The organism is Scandinavium sp. NPDC088450, from assembly GCF_044900545.1.
Taxonomy (GTDB): domain Bacteria; phylum Pseudomonadota; class Gammaproteobacteria; order Enterobacterales; family Enterobacteriaceae; genus Scandinavium.
In genome coordinates this window covers 41,134-57,038 of sequence record NZ_JBJDNI010000015.1, presented here as the reverse complement: position 1 = coordinate 57,038, position 15,905 = coordinate 41,134, and the positions used below count along the sequence as shown (strand labels likewise).

Sequence of the window (15,905 nt, the reverse complement as noted above, 5' to 3'; positions counted from 1 at the left end):
CGCGTTAATCAGACAGTGGTGTTTTATATGCTAAACAAGATAGCGAATTGCTGCCGAAAAGTCGTGCAGATTTTCCGTCTGTGCCAATCAGGCTTTTTTGTGGTACAAAGTATCAACATTTGACGACTGACGATACTTGCTGCCATGGCGTACACCATCGATATCATCTCCTGTATCACCGAACAGTTTGTGGCGCTCACCGCCACCGAAAAACGCATTGCTCAGTTCATTCTGGATGATGTCGCCGCGGCGGCAGAATTGCCGATTGCCGAACTCGCCCGTCAGACCAATACCAGCCAGGCTTCGGTGACGCGTTTTGCCCGAACGCTGGGCTGCAAAGATGTGCGTGATTTGAAAGTGAAGCTGGCGCAGTCCCTCGCTGTCGGGCAACGCTTTATTCTGGATGTGCCGGATCTGGAAGGTGTTCAGGGAATTTATGAGTCGATTATCAGCGTGCTGGAAACGAACCGTCGCGCGCTTGATCCTGACTCGCTGCAAAAAGCGGTGGGCTGGTTAACCCAGTCACGACAAATTCTGGCGATTGGCATGGGCGGTGGGTCGACGATATGCGCTCAGGAACTTCAGTATCGTCTTTTCCGTTTAGGGTTGCCGGTTGCCAGTCAGAATGACGGTTTGCTGGTGCGAATGATGTGTTCTGCGGTCGCGCCTCAGGATGTGGTGATTGCGCTGTCGCTTGGCGGTTATACGCCTGAAGTGACAGACAGTGCAGCCATCGCCAGACAGTACGGCGCTAAAGTTATCGCCATTACCCCGGAAGACACGCCGCTGGCGAAACAGGCCGATTTGGTGCTGCCGTTGGTGGTTACAGAAAACGACTACATCTTTAAACCGAGCACCTCGCGCTATGCGATGCTGGCAATGATTGATGTGCTTGCGACGGAGCTTGCAATGGCCAATAAAGCGCAGGCTAAAGACCGCCTGCGCCGTATTAAACTCTCTTTGCATAACCTGCGTGGAGGCATTGATCGCCAGCCGTTGGGCGATTAAACCGCTTGCGCAAACGCCGCCAGATAACGAGCCGCCTGCTCTGCGGTTCGTGAGACAGCCTGCCCTGGCCGGTATAAGTCGCTACCAAGCCCTGCGCCTGCACAGCCAGCCCGCAAATACTCCGAAAGATTTTCAGGAGTGATCCCCCCGACAGCCAGCACCGGTACCGAGGCAGGCAATACCGCTTTTAACGCCTGAATATACGCCGGGCCAAAAGCGGAAGACGGGAAGATTTTGAGCCATTGAGCACCCGCATCCAGCGCGGTAAACGCTTCGGTTGCGGTAGCGCACCCGGCACAAACCAGCATGCCTTTATTCACCGCCTGACGAATCACCGCAGGTTGTGTGTTCGGAGTGACCACCAACTTCGCTCCTGCTTCCGCCAGAATATCCACCTGCTCAACGTTGAGGACGGTACCTGCGCCAATCATCGCCTGATGTCCGTACTCACTCACCAGAGCCGGAATGCTTTGCTGCCAGTCAGGCGAGTTCAACGGGATTTCGATATAGCGAAACCCTGCTTCAATCAGCGCCGAGGTGTGGGCTCCCGCTTCAGCAGGCGTTATGCCACGAAGAATAGCGACCAGTTTAGTGTCGGCCATGAAAAATACTCCTTATTCCTTGCAGAAAAGCGTCATCGCCCTCGCAGCAATTCGCCTGAACGCCGAGTGCGGCAAAGGCACGAAGGTAGCGCGCATTTAGCGAGGAACCGCCAACCAAAGTGACTCGGGGCTGAGTGTGTTGCGGATACATTTCCGCCACTTCAGCGCCTATCAGCAACCCTGAGAGATAGTCCGCCACCGAAGTGGGGGCTAACTCACCCAACACGCGTGCAGCGCGAGCGCTAAATAATGAGGCAACTGGCGAAGGGGTTGTGATCCCTCGCTTGAGGCCACGCTCGAAAGCTTCGTCGTCCGCTTGCTGTTCAGGCAGCCCTGTGCCTATCAGCGACTGGTTAAGCAGCAAATGGAAAAGCTCACCGGTCATCACAGTAGAGAAATGTTGTATACGCTCGCCATCGACACTTACCCATTTACTGTGAGTTCCCGGCATTACGTACACATCAGCGGGTGACATCGCCATCGCGCCGGCTAGCTGAGTTTCTTCGCCACGCATCACGTTACACTCGCCGTTTTGCTGGACTTTAAGCCCCGGCACAATCCAGACCTGCCCGGCCACTTCTGTCAATTTGCTGCCCAATTGATGGGTCGTTATCGGACAGGGCAGATAAGGGGCCACTTGCCAGCCCGCATCGCTGCCGATCATTCCGGCCATAAAGACCGGAACACTGTTTTCTTCACGCCACGGGGCGATGTGCTGCCGGAAGACTTCTTCCGGCGTACGCCCGTTGAGCTGAGAAATACCTGCGGCAATCTGCACCTGATTCACACAGACATCGTTCTGCCAGTGCCACGCCCGAAGGTGCGTGGAGCCCCAGTCAACGGCAATCCAATTCTCCATCATGCTCTCAGCTCTCTGACACTTTACGGATACCGACGGCTACCTGCGGCGCTTCAGGCTGACTTTCACGCTCACGGGTAATCATTTCCAGCGCTGCTTCACGGCTCATGCGCGGAGCTGGCGTAACCAGAGTCACCACCACGCCACCGATCAGGCTTGTCAGGACCGAAGGAATACAAGGGTTACCCCAGAAGGCGAGCCAGCTGCTGTCCATCAATACCACCATGGAAGCCACGGCCCCGCCGAGCAGTGAGGCCAGCGCCCCTTGCCAGTTGAAGCGAGTCCAGAAGCGGCCGAGCATGGAGCAGATGAACATGCCTGACATGATCATCGAGATCATTTTGGTGATGTAGCTGATGATGTCGTTGGAGGTCAGCGCAAATACCAGCGCCAGGGCAATCACCAGCACCAGGAAAATACGCGACATCTTGATTGCTTTTTCCGGGGCAGGCATGTGTCCGGTTATCAGGGTGTAGAGGTCTCGCAGCATGATAGACACTGCAGCAATGGCGTCTGAACTGCCCGAAGACATGTTGGCGGACATCCCGGCAATCAGGACGGCCATCGCCAGTACCGGCGGCAGAACTTGCGTCGCGAACAGGAAGGCAAACCCACTGTTTTCAAGGTGCGAGTTCATCGTCCACACCGCCATGCCGATAATCGCAGGCAGGAACGAGAACATCAGATACAGCACGCCGGTGATGGTGAAGGACTGACGAACAGAGGACACCGTTTTTGCCGAGTAAATTCGCTGACGGTAAGACGGCGTCGCCAGTACCCCAACGCAAATCACGAAGGCCAGTGAAAGCGCAGGAAGAACACCCAACTTATCGACGGCAAAAAGGCTTTGCGCAGCAGGGTCTACCGTGTGCTTTATTTCGGTCCATCCACCTGCATGATGAACAGCTAACACCGCCATAATGATGAAACCGGCGAACAGGACAATCGACTGAATAGTATCAATCCATACCACCGCGGAATAACCGCCGATGCCGACATAAACAATAAATGCCAGGGCAATAATAATTTTTGCCGTATTAATATCGATACCACTGGCCCACGCGAGATATAACCCGCCGCCTAATATATGTGCCCCAAGCCAACCAATGGAAGCAATGAAAATTAATATCGCCACCAGGTTCTTAATTATTTTACTGCCACCGGTGTAATACGATATTTCTTCACTCATGGTCATAAAACGCATTTTGCGTACTGGCGCAAATAACCAGGCCACCAGCAAAATGCCGACCGCCCCGCCCAGACCATATAACATGCCCGCCCAGCCGTTGGTATAACCGAAACCGACGGCACCTACGCTGGAGCCAGTTCCGACCATGGTGCCCACTGTGGAACCCAACGTCAGGATCATTGGCAGGGAACGCCCGCCTAAAAGAAAATCGTCGCCGTTCTTTTGGTTGCGCGAAACATACCAGCCCAGGGCAATCATCGCGCAGGCATATATCGCAAACCAGATTAAAAAGGATAAATTATTCATAGCTCTCGTCCAGGTACAGTAAGTCATGTTCTTAAAAAAACATGAGGGTGTTGACAAGACTGGCACCTGAATAAACAGGTTCCAGAGAATGGATTCAATTTATATTTTTATAACGTTACTGCTTTTATTATCAGTATCAGCCCTTCTGACGAAGGGCTTATTTCTTACTTATTCCGTGCGGCGTTATAGCACGTCACGTCAACTTCGACTTTGCAATCCACGACCAGGTCAGCCACACAGCAGATACGCGCCGGAGGATGATCGCCGAAGAATTCACGGAAGACTTTATTGAACGACTGGAAATAGCGGGCGTCGGTCAGGATAACTTTGACATGCACCACATCCGCCAGGGTATAACCCGCTTCGGTCATGATATCGACGCAGTTCTGGATGGCGAGACGGGATTGATCGACGATCCCCCCTTCCACCACTTCACCGTTGGTCATGGGTGTCTGACCGGAGACATACAGCCAGCCGCCCGCTTCTACCGCGCGTGAAAATGGCAGGTGCTGGCCTCCTGTGCCGGTACCGCCTTCGGTGCCATAACGTTTAATGCTCATATTTTCTCCTTCTTTTTAAGGCTGTCGGCGCAGGAATCGCCCTGCTCTTCCGATAATTTTTTGCTCAGGGCGATAGCTCATGACGCCATTTACCATCACCGCTTCAATGCCTTGTGCAGGCCGTTTAGGATCGCTGAAACTCGCGACATCACGCACCGTCTCGGGGTTGAACAACACCAGATCGGCAAAGTTGCCTGTTTTTATTTGCCCACGCCCGGCAAGACCAAAGCGTGCGGCGGACAACCCCGTCATTTTGTGGATAGCCGTCGTCAGCGGGAAGAGCTTTTCATCGCGACTGTAATGACCCAGCACGCGAGGAAATGCGCCCCAAAGGCGTGGATGCGGCATTGGGTCGTTAGGTAAACCGTCGGAGCCAATCATTGTGACCGGGTACTGCATCACCCGGCGCACATCCTGTTCATCCATGTTGTAGTAAATTGCGCCCGCTGGCATCAACTGTTTTGCCGCTTCGTGCAGTGTGACCTGCCAGTGATCGGCAATCTCTTTCAGCGTTTTTCCGGCCTGTTCAGGGCGAGACTCAGACCAGGTGATCACGATATCAAACTCATCGGTGACCTGTTTTAAATCCAGCGTCGAGGAACTCGCCGAATAAGGGTAGCAGTCGCAGGCGATCTCCTGGTGTTGACGCATCTTATCGATAAAGGCCAGTGTTTCTTTGGTACGCCCCCAGTTTTTCGCCCCTGCGCATTTGTGATGGGAGACAACGACAGGCACTTTCCCATGACGGCCAATACGAAAAGCTTCATCCAGCGCATCCAGAATGGGTTCAAATTCAGAGCGTAAATGGGTGGTATAAACCGCGCTGCTGCCTGCCAGTTCTTCTGCCAGCGCCATCACTTCTTCGGTGGAAGACTGGAACGCGCTGGCGTAGGCAAGGCCGGTGCTCATACCGAGTGCGCCCTGACTGAGCGCCAGACGCAATTGTTCACGCATGGCCACAATTTCACTTTCAGTCGCCGTGCGGAAGAGATCGTCCATATGATTGTTACGCAAAGCCGTGTGCCCGATAAGCGTCCCGACATTAATGCAGGGCTGCGCTGTTTCAATGGCATCAGCGTAAGCGTTGACGGTCGGATAGATAAACTGGGCCTGTTCGCCCAACAGATTCATCGGGTCCGGAACCTCCCCTTTCATCGTCGCCGTAGCCGCTGAAATGCCGCAGTTCCCCACGATCACCGTGGTTATCCCCTGGCTTATTTTTGGCAGATATTCAGGGATGCGGATGACGTTCAAATCATCATGCGTGTGAACATCAATAAACCCAGGCGCGAGCACCAGCCCGTTACCTTCGACAACTTGCTCGGCCGCAGTGTGAATAGCGGGCGCAATATCGACAATACGTTCGCCGCTAACCGCGACATCTGCGCGATACTCTGGGCCGCCGCTGCCGTCGATTACCGTTACATTTTTGAAAAGCCAGTCGAGCTTCATGACACCACACTCCCTTTCTGTTCTGTTGCCACTGTATCCTTCCTGAGGCAAGAAAACAGTGGAAAAGCACACAGAAATAGGATTAATTAGTGGTACTTTTATTCACAAACAAAGCAATAAAAACAAAATAACCTTATTTATCAGATAAATAATTACGATACAGAAAACCGATAACGCAGAAGGAATGAGATATGAAATACCAGAGCGAAGTCCTTGTCCCCCATAAATCTGCCCTGCTTTTCCCGCAGGCGAATGTGCTGCAAGAGGACGTTTGCCTGCCTGCGGCAATCATCAAAAAATCAGCACTGGAAAACAACATAGCCTGGATGCAGCGTTATGCCGACAGGCGCGGAGTGTCACTCGCCCCACACGGGAAAACCACCATGACGCCCTGGGTTTTCCAGGCTCAGCAGAAAGCGGGTGCATGGGGAATTGGCGTGGGCAGCGCCTGGCAAGCCGCGGCAGCTATGGTCAGCGGTGTGAAGCGAGTGCTGATGGTGAACCAACTGGTTGGGAAAGCCAATATGCTGACGGTTTCCCGGCTCAAAAATCAGTATCCAGATGTTGATTACCTGTGTTGTGTGGATAGCCTGAGCAATGCCGCCACATTGAGCGCATTTTTCCACCAACAGGGGCAAATTCTGGACGTGATGGTTGAGTTGGGCGTACCCGGTGGCCGCTGTGGCTGCCGTAACGCTTCACAAGCGCTTGAACTGGCTAAACACATCAATGAGTTGCCTGGGCTGCGTTTGCGTGGTCTGGAGCTTTATGAGGGCGTTCTGCACGGCGATAACCCTCAGCCACAGGTTGAGCAACTGCTGCGCGAAGCCGCAGAGCTGGCCTGTGAACTTGAGCCTTTTGTTGAAGGCGAGTTTATCCTTACCGGCGCAGGAACGGTCTGGTATGACGTGGTCTGCAATATCTGGCTGGCAGCACACAAGCCAGCCCAGTGCCGGATAGTTATCCGTCCGGGTTGCTACATCACGCACGATGAAGGGATTTACAATGTCGCCCAGCAAGAGCTGATGGCGCGTGACTCTGTCGCCTGTGATCTGGGCGGAGACTTAACCTCAGCACTGGAACTGGTGGCCCTCGTGCAGTCGGTGCCTGAAAACGATCGTGCCATCGTGAATTTTGGGAAACGCGATTGTGCTTTCGATGCGGGTCTTCCTCAGCCAACGGCGCATTACCGTGCTGGTAAACCGCTGACGTTGGCACCCGGTGCCATCACCAGCACAGGCATTATGGATCAGCACTGCATGCTGAAGCTCGCACCAGGGAGTGATGTTCAGGTGGGCGATATTCTGGTGTTCGGCACCTCGCACCCTTGCCTGACCTTCGACAAATGGAAAGCGTTGCTGCTCACAGATGATGAATACAACGTGATTGAAGAGCTTGAGACGTTGTTTTGATAGCGTTGAGATGTGGTTGCAAAAAGCGCCTTTAGGGCTAACACCGTTCACTTAAGCCAATGAATTAGGGGAAACACCGGGATTTGGTTCCCGGAGGGACGCCAAACCCGGTGGTCGCCCCGGATATCTCGGTCTTAAACTAACGGTGTTACCCTTAGGGCGCTTTTTTACATTGGTGGGTCGTGCAGGATGACTCGCTCCGCTCGCCCTTCGGGCCGTTGCTAAAGCAACGTTATCCTGCACATTCAGCACGGTGCCCAGAAACAACAAAAGCGCCGAAAGGCGCTTTTGTCTGAATTTGGTGGGTCGTGCAGGATTACACTCGTCTCATCCTGAGACTCGCCCTTCGGGTCACCGCCAGCGGTGATGCAAAATCGTTCCCGACGATTTTGTCTAACCTGCAGCAGGTTCGAATCTTTGAAATCTGCAGATAGCAAAAAAGCGCCTTTAGGGCGCTTTTTTACATTGGTGGGTCGTGCAGGATTCGAACCTGCGACCAATTGATTAAAAGTCAACTGCTCTACCAACTGAGCTAACGACCCCTTATGGGGATTTCTTCGAAGTGGTGGGTCGTGCAGGATTCGAACCTGCGACCAATTGATTAAAAGTCAACTGCTCTACCAACTGAGCTAACGACCCATAGGGTGTTGCTTCGAAGAGATACTGCTGAAACTCGGTGTCCACCAAAATAGTGGTGGGTCGTGCAGGATTCGAACCTGCGACCAATTGATTAAAAGTCAACTGCTCTACCAACTGAGCTAACGACCCGAGTGGTGGGTGATGACGGGATCGAACCGCCGACCCCCTCCTTGTAAGGGAGGTGCTCTCCCAGCTGAGCTAATCACCCGATACTGCGCTGGATACTACAATTGCCTTCGCCGAAATAGTTGGTGGGTCGTGCAGGATGACTAGACTAAAGTCTCGCCCTACGGGCCGTTGCTAAAGCAACGTTATCCTTCACGTTTTACTACCGTACCACCCTACTCATTAGTGGTGGGTCGTGCAGGATTCGAACCTGCGACCAATTGATTAAAAGTCAACTGCTCTACCAACTGAGCTAACGACCCACTATTTCCGCGGCTTTCAGGATGTTTGATATCCCTTGGCAACGGCGGCATATATTACTGGTTTCAGAATTGAGCGCAACAAAAATTTCGAAGAAGAAGCGCTAACTGCTTATGATTCATGCGGCATGACCAGAAATAGGACGATTTCAGGTCATGCCATAAGCATCAGAGACCATTCAGACGTTTTTGCGCCTGTTTTGCACCTTCGGTGCCAGGAAATTTAGTCACAACCTGTTGGTAAACCGCTTTGGCTTTTGCCGTGTCACCTTTGTCCTGCATGATCACGCCGACTTTAAACATCGCATCCGCCGCTTTCGGTGATTTTGGGTAGTTTTTCACCACAGAGGCAAAATAATACGCCGCATCATCTTTTTTACCCTTGTTGTAATTCAACTGTCCGAGCCAGTAATTGGCGTTCGGCTGGTAAGTCGAATCAGGGTATTTTTTGATGAAGTTTTGAAACGCAGCGATAGCGTCATCCTGGCGCGAGGCATCTTTCACCAGCGCAATGGCCGCGTTGTAATCCGTATTGGCATCACCGCTTTGAACAGGCGCACCTGTTGCGGCAGCGCCAGCAGCAGGGGCTGCGGTAGCCGCTGCGGCCGCCCCGCTCTGATCACCCGCTGCGGGTTGTGCTGCTGCACTTCCACCAGAGCTCATACCATCCAACTGCGTTTGGATCTGCTTCTGGCGTTCAACTGCCTGATTAAGCTGGTATTGGCTTTCCTGGATTTGACCACGCAGGGCATCGATATCGGCCTGGTTGTCCTGAAGTTGCTGCTGAAGTTGGGTTAAAAGCTGACTGTGAGCGTTAGAAATACGCTCGAGTTGAGTGACACGGTCTTCGACCGAGCCAGAGCCGACACTACTGATTGGCGCCTGAGCAAAAGCGGCCCAGGGGGCCGCTATGCCAACCAGTAACGACAGACTCAACAAATGATGTCTGAAGTTACTGCTCATGCAATTCTCTTAGTAAACCAGTACGGCACGACGGTTTTTGGAGTAAGCCGCTTCGTCGTGACCCAGTACTGCAGGTTTTTCTTTACCGTAAGAAACGATGGAGATCTGGTCAGCAGAAACGCCTTTACCCTGCAGGTACATTTTAACGGCGTTAGCACGACGTTCGCCCAGGGCGATGTTGTACTCAGGAGTACCACGTTCGTCAGCATGACCTTCTACGGTGACTTTGTAAGACGGGTTGCTACGCAGGAAGTTAGCGTGCGCGTCCAGCATGGCAGCGAAGTCAGAACGGATATCGTACTTGTCGAGATCGAAGTAAACGATGTTGTTCTGCTGCAGCTGCTGCATCTGCAGACGAGCTTGCTCTTCGGAAGACATGTTGCCGTTACCGTTAGCATCCATACCAGTGCCGGCACCCATCATGCCTTCACCGCTCTGATCGTTGCTGGCATTCTTGTTGGAAGAACACGCCGCGATAGCCATAACAGGCAGAGCGATCATCAGTCCTTTCAGCACTTTGTTCAGTTGCATTTCTTTGATTCCTATAATATTCAATTAATTATTATTACAGATACGGCGACCAGGCAGGTGATTTTACCTGTCCATCAGTTGCCGGAAGACGCGCTTTGAAACGCCCATCCGTAGAAACCAGATTCAGCACAGATCCCATCCCCTGAGAAGAGCTGTAGATAACCATTGTGCCGTTCGGTGCCAGACTTGGCGTTTCATCCAGGAACGTTGACGACAGAACCTGTACGCCACCCGCTGCCAGATCTTGTTTAGCAATGTGTTGCTGGCCACCGGCCGAGCTCACCATTACCATAAATTTGCCGTCAGAACTCACGTCAACGTCCTGGTTCTGAGAACCTTCCCAGGTAATACGCTGTGGAGTACCGCCGTTAATGCCGACTTTATAAATCTGTGGACGACCCGCCTGGTCAGAAGTAAAGGCCAGGGTCTGGCTGTCCGGGAACCAGCTTGGTTCGGTGTTGTTGCTGCGACCGTTGGTCACTTGCTGAATCTGACCAGAACCCAGATCCATCACGTACAGGTTCAGGCTACCGGTTTTCGACAGAGCGAACGCCAGTTTAGTCCCATCCGGAGAGAACGCCGGTGCACCGTTGTGCTGCGGGAAGGAAGCAATCTGGCGAACAGCACCATTTGCCAGAGTCTGTACAACCAGTGCAGAACGGCCGCTTTCGAAGGTCACGTAAGCCAGTTTAGATCCGTCTGGAGACCAGGCCGGAGACATCAGTGGCTGTGGTGAACGGTGAACAACAAACTGGTTGTAACCGTCGTAGTCAGACACGCGCAGTTCATACGGGAACTGACCGCCGTTGGTCTGAACCACGTAGGCGATACGAGTACGGAATGCCCCTTTAATCCCGGTCAGCTTCTCAAACACTTCGTCACTCGCGGTGTGGCCAGCGTAACGCAACCACTGCTTGTTCACTTTGTATGAGTTCTGAGCCAGAACGGTACCTGGCGCACCGCCAGTATCGACCAGCTGATAAGCCACGGTGTAGGAACCGTCTGGGTTAGGCGTTACCTGCCCCACGATAACGGCATCAATACCGAGCGCAGACCAGGCCGCTGGCTGAACTTCCTGAGCGGAACCCGGCTGCTGAGGCAGACGAGAGCGATCAAGCGGGTTGAATTTACCACTGTTGCGCAAGTCAGCCGCCACAATGCCACCGACATCTTCAGGTGCCGCGCCCGGGCCAGCCCATTTAAACGGCGCAACGCCGATTGGGCGTGCCGAGTCGACCCCTTGGGTGATCTCGATACGTACTTCTGCGTGCAACACGGTTGCCCACAGCATCAGAAAACCAAATGCTACTTTTAATGCCTGCTTCATCATTTCTCCCTTATCCAGGCGGAAAGCCCACGATAATTTAGCAGAATGTTAACAAACTCAAATACACAAAACTACCAAAACCCTGTGACCAGCCTGGTACATTTTTCCCCGTTTGCACGAGGAAATCTGCCTTAAGGTTTGAAGTCCAGTGGCGCATTTTTAAACACTTCATACACGGCTTCTGATGGCGGTTTCGGGAACCGTGCTTGCCTTGCGGCTGCCAGTGCGGCAGTACAAAGCGCCGGATCGCCACCTTCAGAAGTGATACTCGCCAATGTGCCATCCGGATTCAGCTTCACACGCAGGGTACAAACTTTACCTGCATAGGAAGAGGCATCGTAAAAACGACTCTCAATAGCCGATTTAATCTGTCCGGCATAGTTGCTGATATCCGCGCCTGACGCGCCGTTGTTTTTAGTGTTACCACTTCCGGCTGCGGCTGCATTGTTTCCTTTCGCCCCACCGCCGGTTTTCGGTGCATTCTTACCAGAGCTAAGATCGCCCAGCAGATCGTCAACACCTGAAGCTTCTTTGGCTTCCGCCGCTTTCTTCGCAGCAGCGGCCTTTTTAGCAGCAGCTTTATCCGCAGCCGCTTTATCGGCGGCAGCTTTATCAGCAGCGGCTTTTTCTGCGGCGGCCTTCTCGGCAGCAGCAGCTTTTGCCGCGGCAGCCTTCTCAGCAGCGGCAGCTTTTTTCGCAGCCTCTGCAGCGGCTTTCTTCTCGGCTTCTTGCTGCGCTTTTTTCTCTGCATCCTGCTGAGCTTTCTTCGCAGCTTCCGCTTCGGCTTTCTTCTGCGCATCCGCAGCAGCTTTTGCTGCCTCGGCTTGCGCCTTTTTCTGTGCATCCGCAGCCGCTTTCTTCGCGGCTTCAGCCGCCACTTTAGCCTGTTCGTCAGCTTTCGCTTTCGCCAGGGCAGCCGCTTTCACCGCCGCTTCTTCGGCTTGCTTCTGCTGCTGTTGCGCTTGCTTCGCGGCTTCTTCTGCCTGTTTCTGCGCATCAGCTTGCTTCGCGGCCTCTTCCTGCGCCTTCAAACGGTCCTGTTCAAGCTGCTTCAGACGTTCCTGCTCAGCAGCCTGTTTCTCACGCATCTCTTCCGCTTGCTGTTGAGCTTGCTTCTCGCGCTGCTCTTCAGCCCGGCGAGCACTCGCCTGCTGATTTTGCTGACGGTTGTAGTTCTGCACGACAGCACCCGGATCGACCATCACAGCGTCAATGGAGGAACCCCCACCGCCGCCTGCCGATGCGTCAATGTGCTCATCGAACGAACCCCAAATCAGTATTGCTATCAAGATGATATGCAGTACGACCGAGATGATGATCGCGCGTTTAAGCTTGTCGTTTTGTTCGGTTGCCTTTAACACACTCGGTTCCCAAAAACTGTTAGCCTGTTAGCCAGGTCAAATCGGCTGGGTCATTAAACCCACGGATTTCACGCCTGCGCTGTGCAACAGGTTTAGCGCTTTAATAATTTCATCGTACGGCACGTCTTTTGCGCCACCGATCAGGAAGATCGTTTTCGGATTCGCCTGCAGACGGCGCTGAGCTTCCGCCACCACCTGCTCTGGCGGCAACTGTGGCATCTTATCCGGACCCACATTGACGCTGTACTGACCGACGCCAGAGACTTCCACGATAACCGGCGGATCGTCATTGGTACTGACGGCCTGCGATTCGGTTGCATCAGGCAGATTCACATCCACGCTCTGCGAAATGATCGGCGCTGTCGCCATGAAGATCAGCAGCAGCACCAGCAACACATCCAGCAGCGGAACGATGTTTATTTCGGACTTCAGTTCGCGACGTCCGCGTCCACGTCTGGCCATGGTTTACCCCTTGTTGCTTTCGCTGGTGGTAAACGCCTGACGGTGCAGGATCGCGGTGAACTCTTCCATAAAGTTGTCGTAATTCAGTTCCAGTTTGTTCACGCGCTGGTTCAGGCGGTTATACGCCATAACGGCAGGGATTGCGGCAAACAGACCAATCGCGGTGGCGATCAGCGCTTCGGCGATACCCGGAGCAACCATCTGCAGCGTGGCCACTTTTACCGCGCCGAGCGCGATAAAGGCGTGCATGATCCCCCACACCGTACCAAACAGACCGATATAAGGACTGATGGAGCCTACGGTACCGAGGAAAGGAATGTGGTTTTCGAGGTTTTCCAGTTCGCGGTTCATGGAGATACGCATCGCACGCGACGCCCCTTCCACAATCGCTTCCGGAGCATGGCTGTTGGCACGGTGCAGTCGAGCGAACTCTTTAAAGCCGCTGTAGAAAATCTGCTCTGACCCCGTGAGATTATCGCGACGCCCCTGGCTTTCCTGATACAGACGAGACAGTTCAATGCCGGACCAGAACTTGTCTTCGAAGGCTTCAGCTTCGCGGCCAGCCGCATTGAGGATACGCGTTCGCTGGATAATGATGGCCCAGGAAGCGATAGAAAAACCAATCAAGATCAACATGATAAGTTTAACCAGAAGGCCAGCCTTCAGGAACAAATCAAGGATATTCATGTCAGTCACTGCTTAAACTCCGCGACAATAGACTTGGGAAGCGCACGAGGCTTCATTATGAGTGGATCAACACAGACAATCAGCACTTCAGCTTCGTTGAGTACTGTATTTTCCGCGTTGACAATCCGCTGCGTGAAAACCAGAGAGGTGCCACGCATCGCTGTAATTTCCGTTTGGACTTCGAGCATATCGTCGAGTCTGGCGGGGGCAAAATACTCCAGCGTCATCTTGCGTACCACGAAGGCAACGCGTTCAGCCAGCAGGACTTGCTGGCTAAAGTGATGGTGGCGCAGCATCTCAGTGCGTGCTCTTTCATAGAAAGCGACGTAGCTGGCGTGGTAAACCACACCACCGGCATCGGTGTCTTCGTAATAGACACGAACCGGCCATCGAAACAGCGTTGTATTCACTTTACATCCCGGTAATGCAAAAAAAAATTTAGGGCTTTCAAACTTCGCTACTATACGCGCGGCAATGATGGTTTGGAATGGGGGAAAGTAAACGGAGAGTAAATTTTTATGGGCTTGTACAAGCCCATAGTGATTAACGGATGTATCTGAATCAGGCGTAAAAGAAAATTAGCCCGGCAAGGAGAACAAGGTCTGCCAACAGCGGGCAAAAAATCCCCTGCCAGTGAACCGCTTTCGGACGAAAACCCACGCCGTGGATCACGCCAGCACAAACAGCCCACATGATGAGAAAGCCGTGCCAGATTTCAAGCGCACTGGTTTTGGCCGCAAAGCGTGAGGGGTCCCAGAAAATACAGCCCGCCAACACCAATGCCATCAGTAAGGAAAGGGCCCTTAAAGGGCCCTTGTCCATTACCGCATATAACGTTGCGATAATTTTAGTCATTAATGATCTTCTTGCTGTCCGGACTCAACATGCTCCAGCGCCAGCGCGGTGATGACACCAAATGCACAGGCCAGAAGCGTCCCCAGAATCCATGCGAAGTACCACATATGTTGCTCCTTACTCAGTACAGAGAATGGGTGTTGCGTTCGATATCTTCTTTGGTGATACGCCCGAACATCTTCCAGTAACACCAGGTGGTGTACAGCAGGATAATCGGCACGAACACCATCGCCGCGTAGGTCATGACGTTCAGCGTCAGCTGGCTAGATGTCGCATCCCACATTGTCAGGCTCGCATTCAGCATAGTGCTGGACGGCATGATGAACGGGAACATCGCAATCCCGGCAGTCAGGATGATGCACGCCAGCGTCAGTGAGGAGAACAGGAACGCCCAGGCGCCCTTATCCGCACGAGACGTGACAACAGTCAGCAGTGGCAGAACCACACCCAGAGCAGGAATTGCCCACAGCGCTGGCATGTTGTTAAAGTTCACCATCCATGCACCTGCTTCACGCGCCACTTCTTTGGTCAGCGGGTTAGAGGCTGCGTGATGATCCAGTACGGATTTCACCACATAACCGTCAATGCCGTAGTAAACCCAAACACCTGCCAGTGCGAAGCACACCAGAGTGACCAGCGCGGCAACCTGAGAGACCGCACGAGTACGCAGGTGCAGTTCACCTACAGTACGCATTTGCAGATAGGTTGCGCCCTGAGTCAGGATCATTGCCGCACTGACAATCCCCGCCAGCAGGCCAAACGGATTCAGCAGCTGGAAGAAGTTACCGGTGTAGTACAAACGCAGATACTCATCCACATGGAACGGTACACCCTGCAGCAGGTTACCGAAGGCCACGCCGATAACCAACGGCGGCACGAAGCTCCCGACGAAGATGCCCCAGTCCCACAGGTTACGCCAGCGGGTGTCTTCAATCTTAGAACGGTAGTCAAAACCAACCGGACGGAAGAACAAAGACGCCAGCACCAGGATCATCGCCACATAGAAGCCGGAGAACGCAGCGGCATACACCATCGGCCAGGCAGCGAACAGTGCGCCGCCCGCGGTGATAAGCCATACCTGGTTACCGTCCCAGTGTGGGGCGATGGAGTTAATCATGATTCGACGCTCGGTGTCGTTACGACCGAGGAAACGGGTGAGCATGCCCACCCCCATATCAAACCCGTCGGCGACCGCAAAACCGATCAGCAGAATGCCAACCAGCAGCCACCAGATAAAACGCAATACTTCATAATCGAACATTTGACG

The 15,905-nt window shown here is 53.4% G+C and carries 17 protein-coding genes and 5 tRNA genes; 2 read left to right on the top strand and 20 right to left on the bottom strand.

Features of this window, described 5'->3' with window-relative positions; genetic code table 11:
- The first annotated feature begins 144 nt into the window (after positions 1-144).
- Positions 145-1,008, top strand: coding sequence for a MurR/RpiR family transcriptional regulator (locus ACI2I2_RS14485; protein WP_330985756.1), 864 nt, complete (start codon positions 145-147; stop codon positions 1,006-1,008).
- On the opposite strand, the gene ACI2I2_RS14480 is transcribed toward ACI2I2_RS14485, so the two are convergent.
- From ACI2I2_RS14480 to ACI2I2_RS14460, 5 genes are all read right to left on the bottom strand, one after another.
- The gene (locus ACI2I2_RS14480) at positions 1,005-1,610 is read right to left on the bottom strand and encodes a 2-dehydro-3-deoxy-6-phosphogalactonate aldolase (RefSeq protein ID WP_404658526.1); all 606 of its coding nucleotides are present in this window, start codon (positions 1,608-1,610) and stop codon (positions 1,005-1,007) included. The two genes, ACI2I2_RS14485 and ACI2I2_RS14480, sit on opposite strands and share 4 nt — an antisense overlap.
- Positions 1,597-2,469: a 2-dehydro-3-deoxygalactonokinase gene (locus ACI2I2_RS14475; protein WP_404658576.1), complete on the bottom strand. Its 873-nt coding sequence runs from the start codon at positions 2,467-2,469 to the stop codon at positions 1,597-1,599. Before ACI2I2_RS14475 ends, ACI2I2_RS14480 begins: the two co-directional genes overlap by 14 nt.
- A 7-nt stretch (positions 2,470-2,476) precedes the next feature.
- Positions 2,477-3,964 (bottom strand): sodium:solute symporter family protein, encoded by a 1,488-nt coding sequence (locus ACI2I2_RS14470; protein ID WP_330985753.1) that lies wholly within the window; start codon positions 3,962-3,964, stop codon positions 2,477-2,479.
- 164 nt (positions 3,965-4,128) lie between these two features.
- Positions 4,129-4,524 (bottom strand): RidA family protein, encoded by a 396-nt coding sequence (locus ACI2I2_RS14465; RefSeq protein WP_330985752.1) that lies wholly within the window; start codon positions 4,522-4,524, stop codon positions 4,129-4,131.
- A gap of 15 nt (positions 4,525-4,539) precedes the next feature.
- The gene (locus ACI2I2_RS14460; protein ID WP_404658525.1) at positions 4,540-5,976 is read right to left on the bottom strand and encodes an amidohydrolase family protein; all 1,437 of its coding nucleotides are present in this window, start codon (positions 5,974-5,976) and stop codon (positions 4,540-4,542) included.
- A gap of 191 nt (positions 5,977-6,167) precedes the next feature.
- Here ACI2I2_RS14460 and ACI2I2_RS14455 point away from each other — a divergent pair, with 191 nt between their 5' ends.
- Entirely contained in the window at positions 6,168-7,388 is a 1,221-nt protein-coding gene (locus tag ACI2I2_RS14455) for an amino acid deaminase (RefSeq protein ID WP_404658524.1), read from the top strand.
- 466 nt (positions 7,389-7,854) lie between these two features.
- Here ACI2I2_RS14455 and ACI2I2_RS14450 read toward each other — a convergent pair.
- The 15 genes from ACI2I2_RS14450 to cydB all read right to left on the bottom strand — a co-directional run bounded on the left by ACI2I2_RS14450 (position 7,855) and on the right by cydB (position 15,899).
- Positions 7,855-7,930, bottom strand: a tRNA-Lys gene (locus tag ACI2I2_RS14450).
- 21 nt (positions 7,931-7,951) lie between these two features.
- Positions 7,952-8,027, bottom strand: a tRNA-Lys gene (locus ACI2I2_RS14445).
- Positions 8,028-8,080: 53 nt separating this feature from the next.
- A tRNA-Lys gene (locus ACI2I2_RS14440) sits at positions 8,081-8,156 on the bottom strand.
- A 3-nt stretch (positions 8,157-8,159) separates the two neighbouring features.
- Positions 8,160-8,235 (bottom strand) — tRNA-Val (locus tag ACI2I2_RS14435).
- 144 nt (positions 8,236-8,379) lie between these two features.
- A tRNA-Lys gene (locus tag ACI2I2_RS14430) sits at positions 8,380-8,455 on the bottom strand.
- Between the two features lie 165 nt (positions 8,456-8,620).
- A complete protein-coding gene (cpoB, locus tag ACI2I2_RS14425; RefSeq protein WP_404658523.1) occupies positions 8,621-9,415 on the bottom strand; it encodes a cell division protein CpoB in 795 nt (264 codons plus the stop codon).
- Between the two features lie 9 nt (positions 9,416-9,424).
- On the bottom strand, positions 9,425-9,946 hold the full coding sequence (pal, locus tag ACI2I2_RS14420) for a peptidoglycan-associated lipoprotein Pal (protein WP_013367056.1): 522 nt from the start codon (positions 9,944-9,946) through the stop codon (positions 9,425-9,427).
- A gap of 34 nt (positions 9,947-9,980) precedes the next feature.
- Positions 9,981-11,273: a Tol-Pal system protein TolB gene (gene tolB / locus ACI2I2_RS14415; RefSeq protein WP_404658522.1), complete on the bottom strand. Its 1,293-nt coding sequence runs from the start codon at positions 11,271-11,273 to the stop codon at positions 9,981-9,983.
- Between the two features lie 131 nt (positions 11,274-11,404).
- A complete protein-coding gene (gene tolA / locus ACI2I2_RS14410) occupies positions 11,405-12,634 on the bottom strand; it encodes a cell envelope integrity protein TolA (protein ID WP_404658521.1) in 1,230 nt (409 codons plus the stop codon).
- A 36-nt stretch (positions 12,635-12,670) separates the two neighbouring features.
- On the bottom strand, positions 12,671-13,096 hold the full coding sequence (tolR, locus tag ACI2I2_RS14405) for a colicin uptake protein TolR (protein ID WP_097164733.1): 426 nt from the start codon (positions 13,094-13,096) through the stop codon (positions 12,671-12,673).
- 3 nt (positions 13,097-13,099) lie between these two features.
- On the bottom strand, positions 13,100-13,792 hold the full coding sequence (tolQ, locus tag ACI2I2_RS14400) for a Tol-Pal system protein TolQ (RefSeq protein ID WP_330985745.1): 693 nt from the start codon (positions 13,790-13,792) through the stop codon (positions 13,100-13,102).
- Entirely contained in the window at positions 13,789-14,193 is a 405-nt protein-coding gene (gene ybgC, locus ACI2I2_RS14395; RefSeq protein WP_330985744.1) for a tol-pal system-associated acyl-CoA thioesterase, read from the bottom strand. The genes tolQ and ybgC overlap by 4 nt, the downstream gene beginning before the upstream one ends.
- Positions 14,194-14,344: 151 nt before the next feature.
- Positions 14,345-14,638 (bottom strand): cyd operon protein YbgE, encoded by a 294-nt coding sequence (ybgE, locus tag ACI2I2_RS14390; RefSeq protein WP_330985743.1) that lies wholly within the window; start codon positions 14,636-14,638, stop codon positions 14,345-14,347.
- On the bottom strand, positions 14,638-14,745 hold the full coding sequence (cydX, locus tag ACI2I2_RS14385; RefSeq protein WP_330985742.1) for a cytochrome bd-I oxidase subunit CydX: 108 nt from the start codon (positions 14,743-14,745) through the stop codon (positions 14,638-14,640). The genes ybgE and cydX overlap by 1 nt, the downstream gene beginning before the upstream one ends.
- A gap of 14 nt (positions 14,746-14,759) precedes the next feature.
- Positions 14,760-15,899: a cytochrome d ubiquinol oxidase subunit II gene (gene cydB / locus ACI2I2_RS14380; protein ID WP_404658520.1), complete on the bottom strand. Its 1,140-nt coding sequence runs from the start codon at positions 15,897-15,899 to the stop codon at positions 14,760-14,762.
- Positions 15,900-15,905 lie beyond the last annotated feature (6 nt).

Excerpts from the sequence above, each read along its gene's own strand:
- ACI2I2_RS14475 (WP_404658576.1), bottom strand. The coding sequence starts at position 2,469 with ATGGAGAATTGGATTGCCGTTGACTGGGGCTCCACGCACCTTCGGGCG.
- ACI2I2_RS14470 (WP_330985753.1), bottom strand. The coding sequence starts at position 3,964 with ATGAATAATTTATCCTTTTTAATCTGGTTTGCGATATATGCCTGCGCG.
- ACI2I2_RS14465 (WP_330985752.1), bottom strand. The coding sequence starts at position 4,524 with ATGAGCATTAAACGTTATGGCACCGAAGGCGGTACCGGCACAGGAGGC.
- tolB (WP_404658522.1), bottom strand. The coding sequence starts at position 11,273 with ATGAAGCAGGCATTAAAAGTAGCATTTGGTTTTCTGATGCTGTGGGCA.
- ACI2I2_RS14485 (WP_330985756.1), top strand. The coding sequence starts at position 145 with ATGGCGTACACCATCGATATCATCTCCTGTATCACCGAACAGTTTGTG.
- ACI2I2_RS14480 (WP_404658526.1), bottom strand. The coding sequence starts at position 1,610 with ATGGCCGACACTAAACTGGTCGCTATTCTTCGTGGCATAACGCCTGCT.
- cydB (WP_404658520.1), bottom strand. The coding sequence starts at position 15,899 with ATGTTCGATTATGAAGTATTGCGTTTTATCTGGTGGCTGCTGGTTGGC.
- tolR (WP_097164733.1), bottom strand. The coding sequence starts at position 13,096 with ATGGCCAGACGTGGACGCGGACGTCGCGAACTGAAGTCCGAAATAAAC.
- pal (WP_013367056.1), bottom strand. The coding sequence starts at position 9,946 with ATGCAACTGAACAAAGTGCTGAAAGGACTGATGATCGCTCTGCCTGTT.
- cydX (WP_330985742.1), bottom strand. The coding sequence starts at position 14,745 with ATGTGGTACTTCGCATGGATTCTGGGGACGCTTCTGGCCTGTGCATTT.
- ACI2I2_RS14455 (WP_404658524.1), top strand. The coding sequence starts at position 6,168 with ATGAAATACCAGAGCGAAGTCCTTGTCCCCCATAAATCTGCCCTGCTT.
- ACI2I2_RS14460 (WP_404658525.1), bottom strand. The coding sequence starts at position 5,976 with ATGAAGCTCGACTGGCTTTTCAAAAATGTAACGGTAATCGACGGCAGC.
- ybgE (WP_330985743.1), bottom strand. The coding sequence starts at position 14,638 with ATGACTAAAATTATCGCAACGTTATATGCGGTAATGGACAAGGGCCCT.
- cpoB (WP_404658523.1), bottom strand. The coding sequence starts at position 9,415 with ATGAGCAGTAACTTCAGACATCATTTGTTGAGTCTGTCGTTACTGGTT.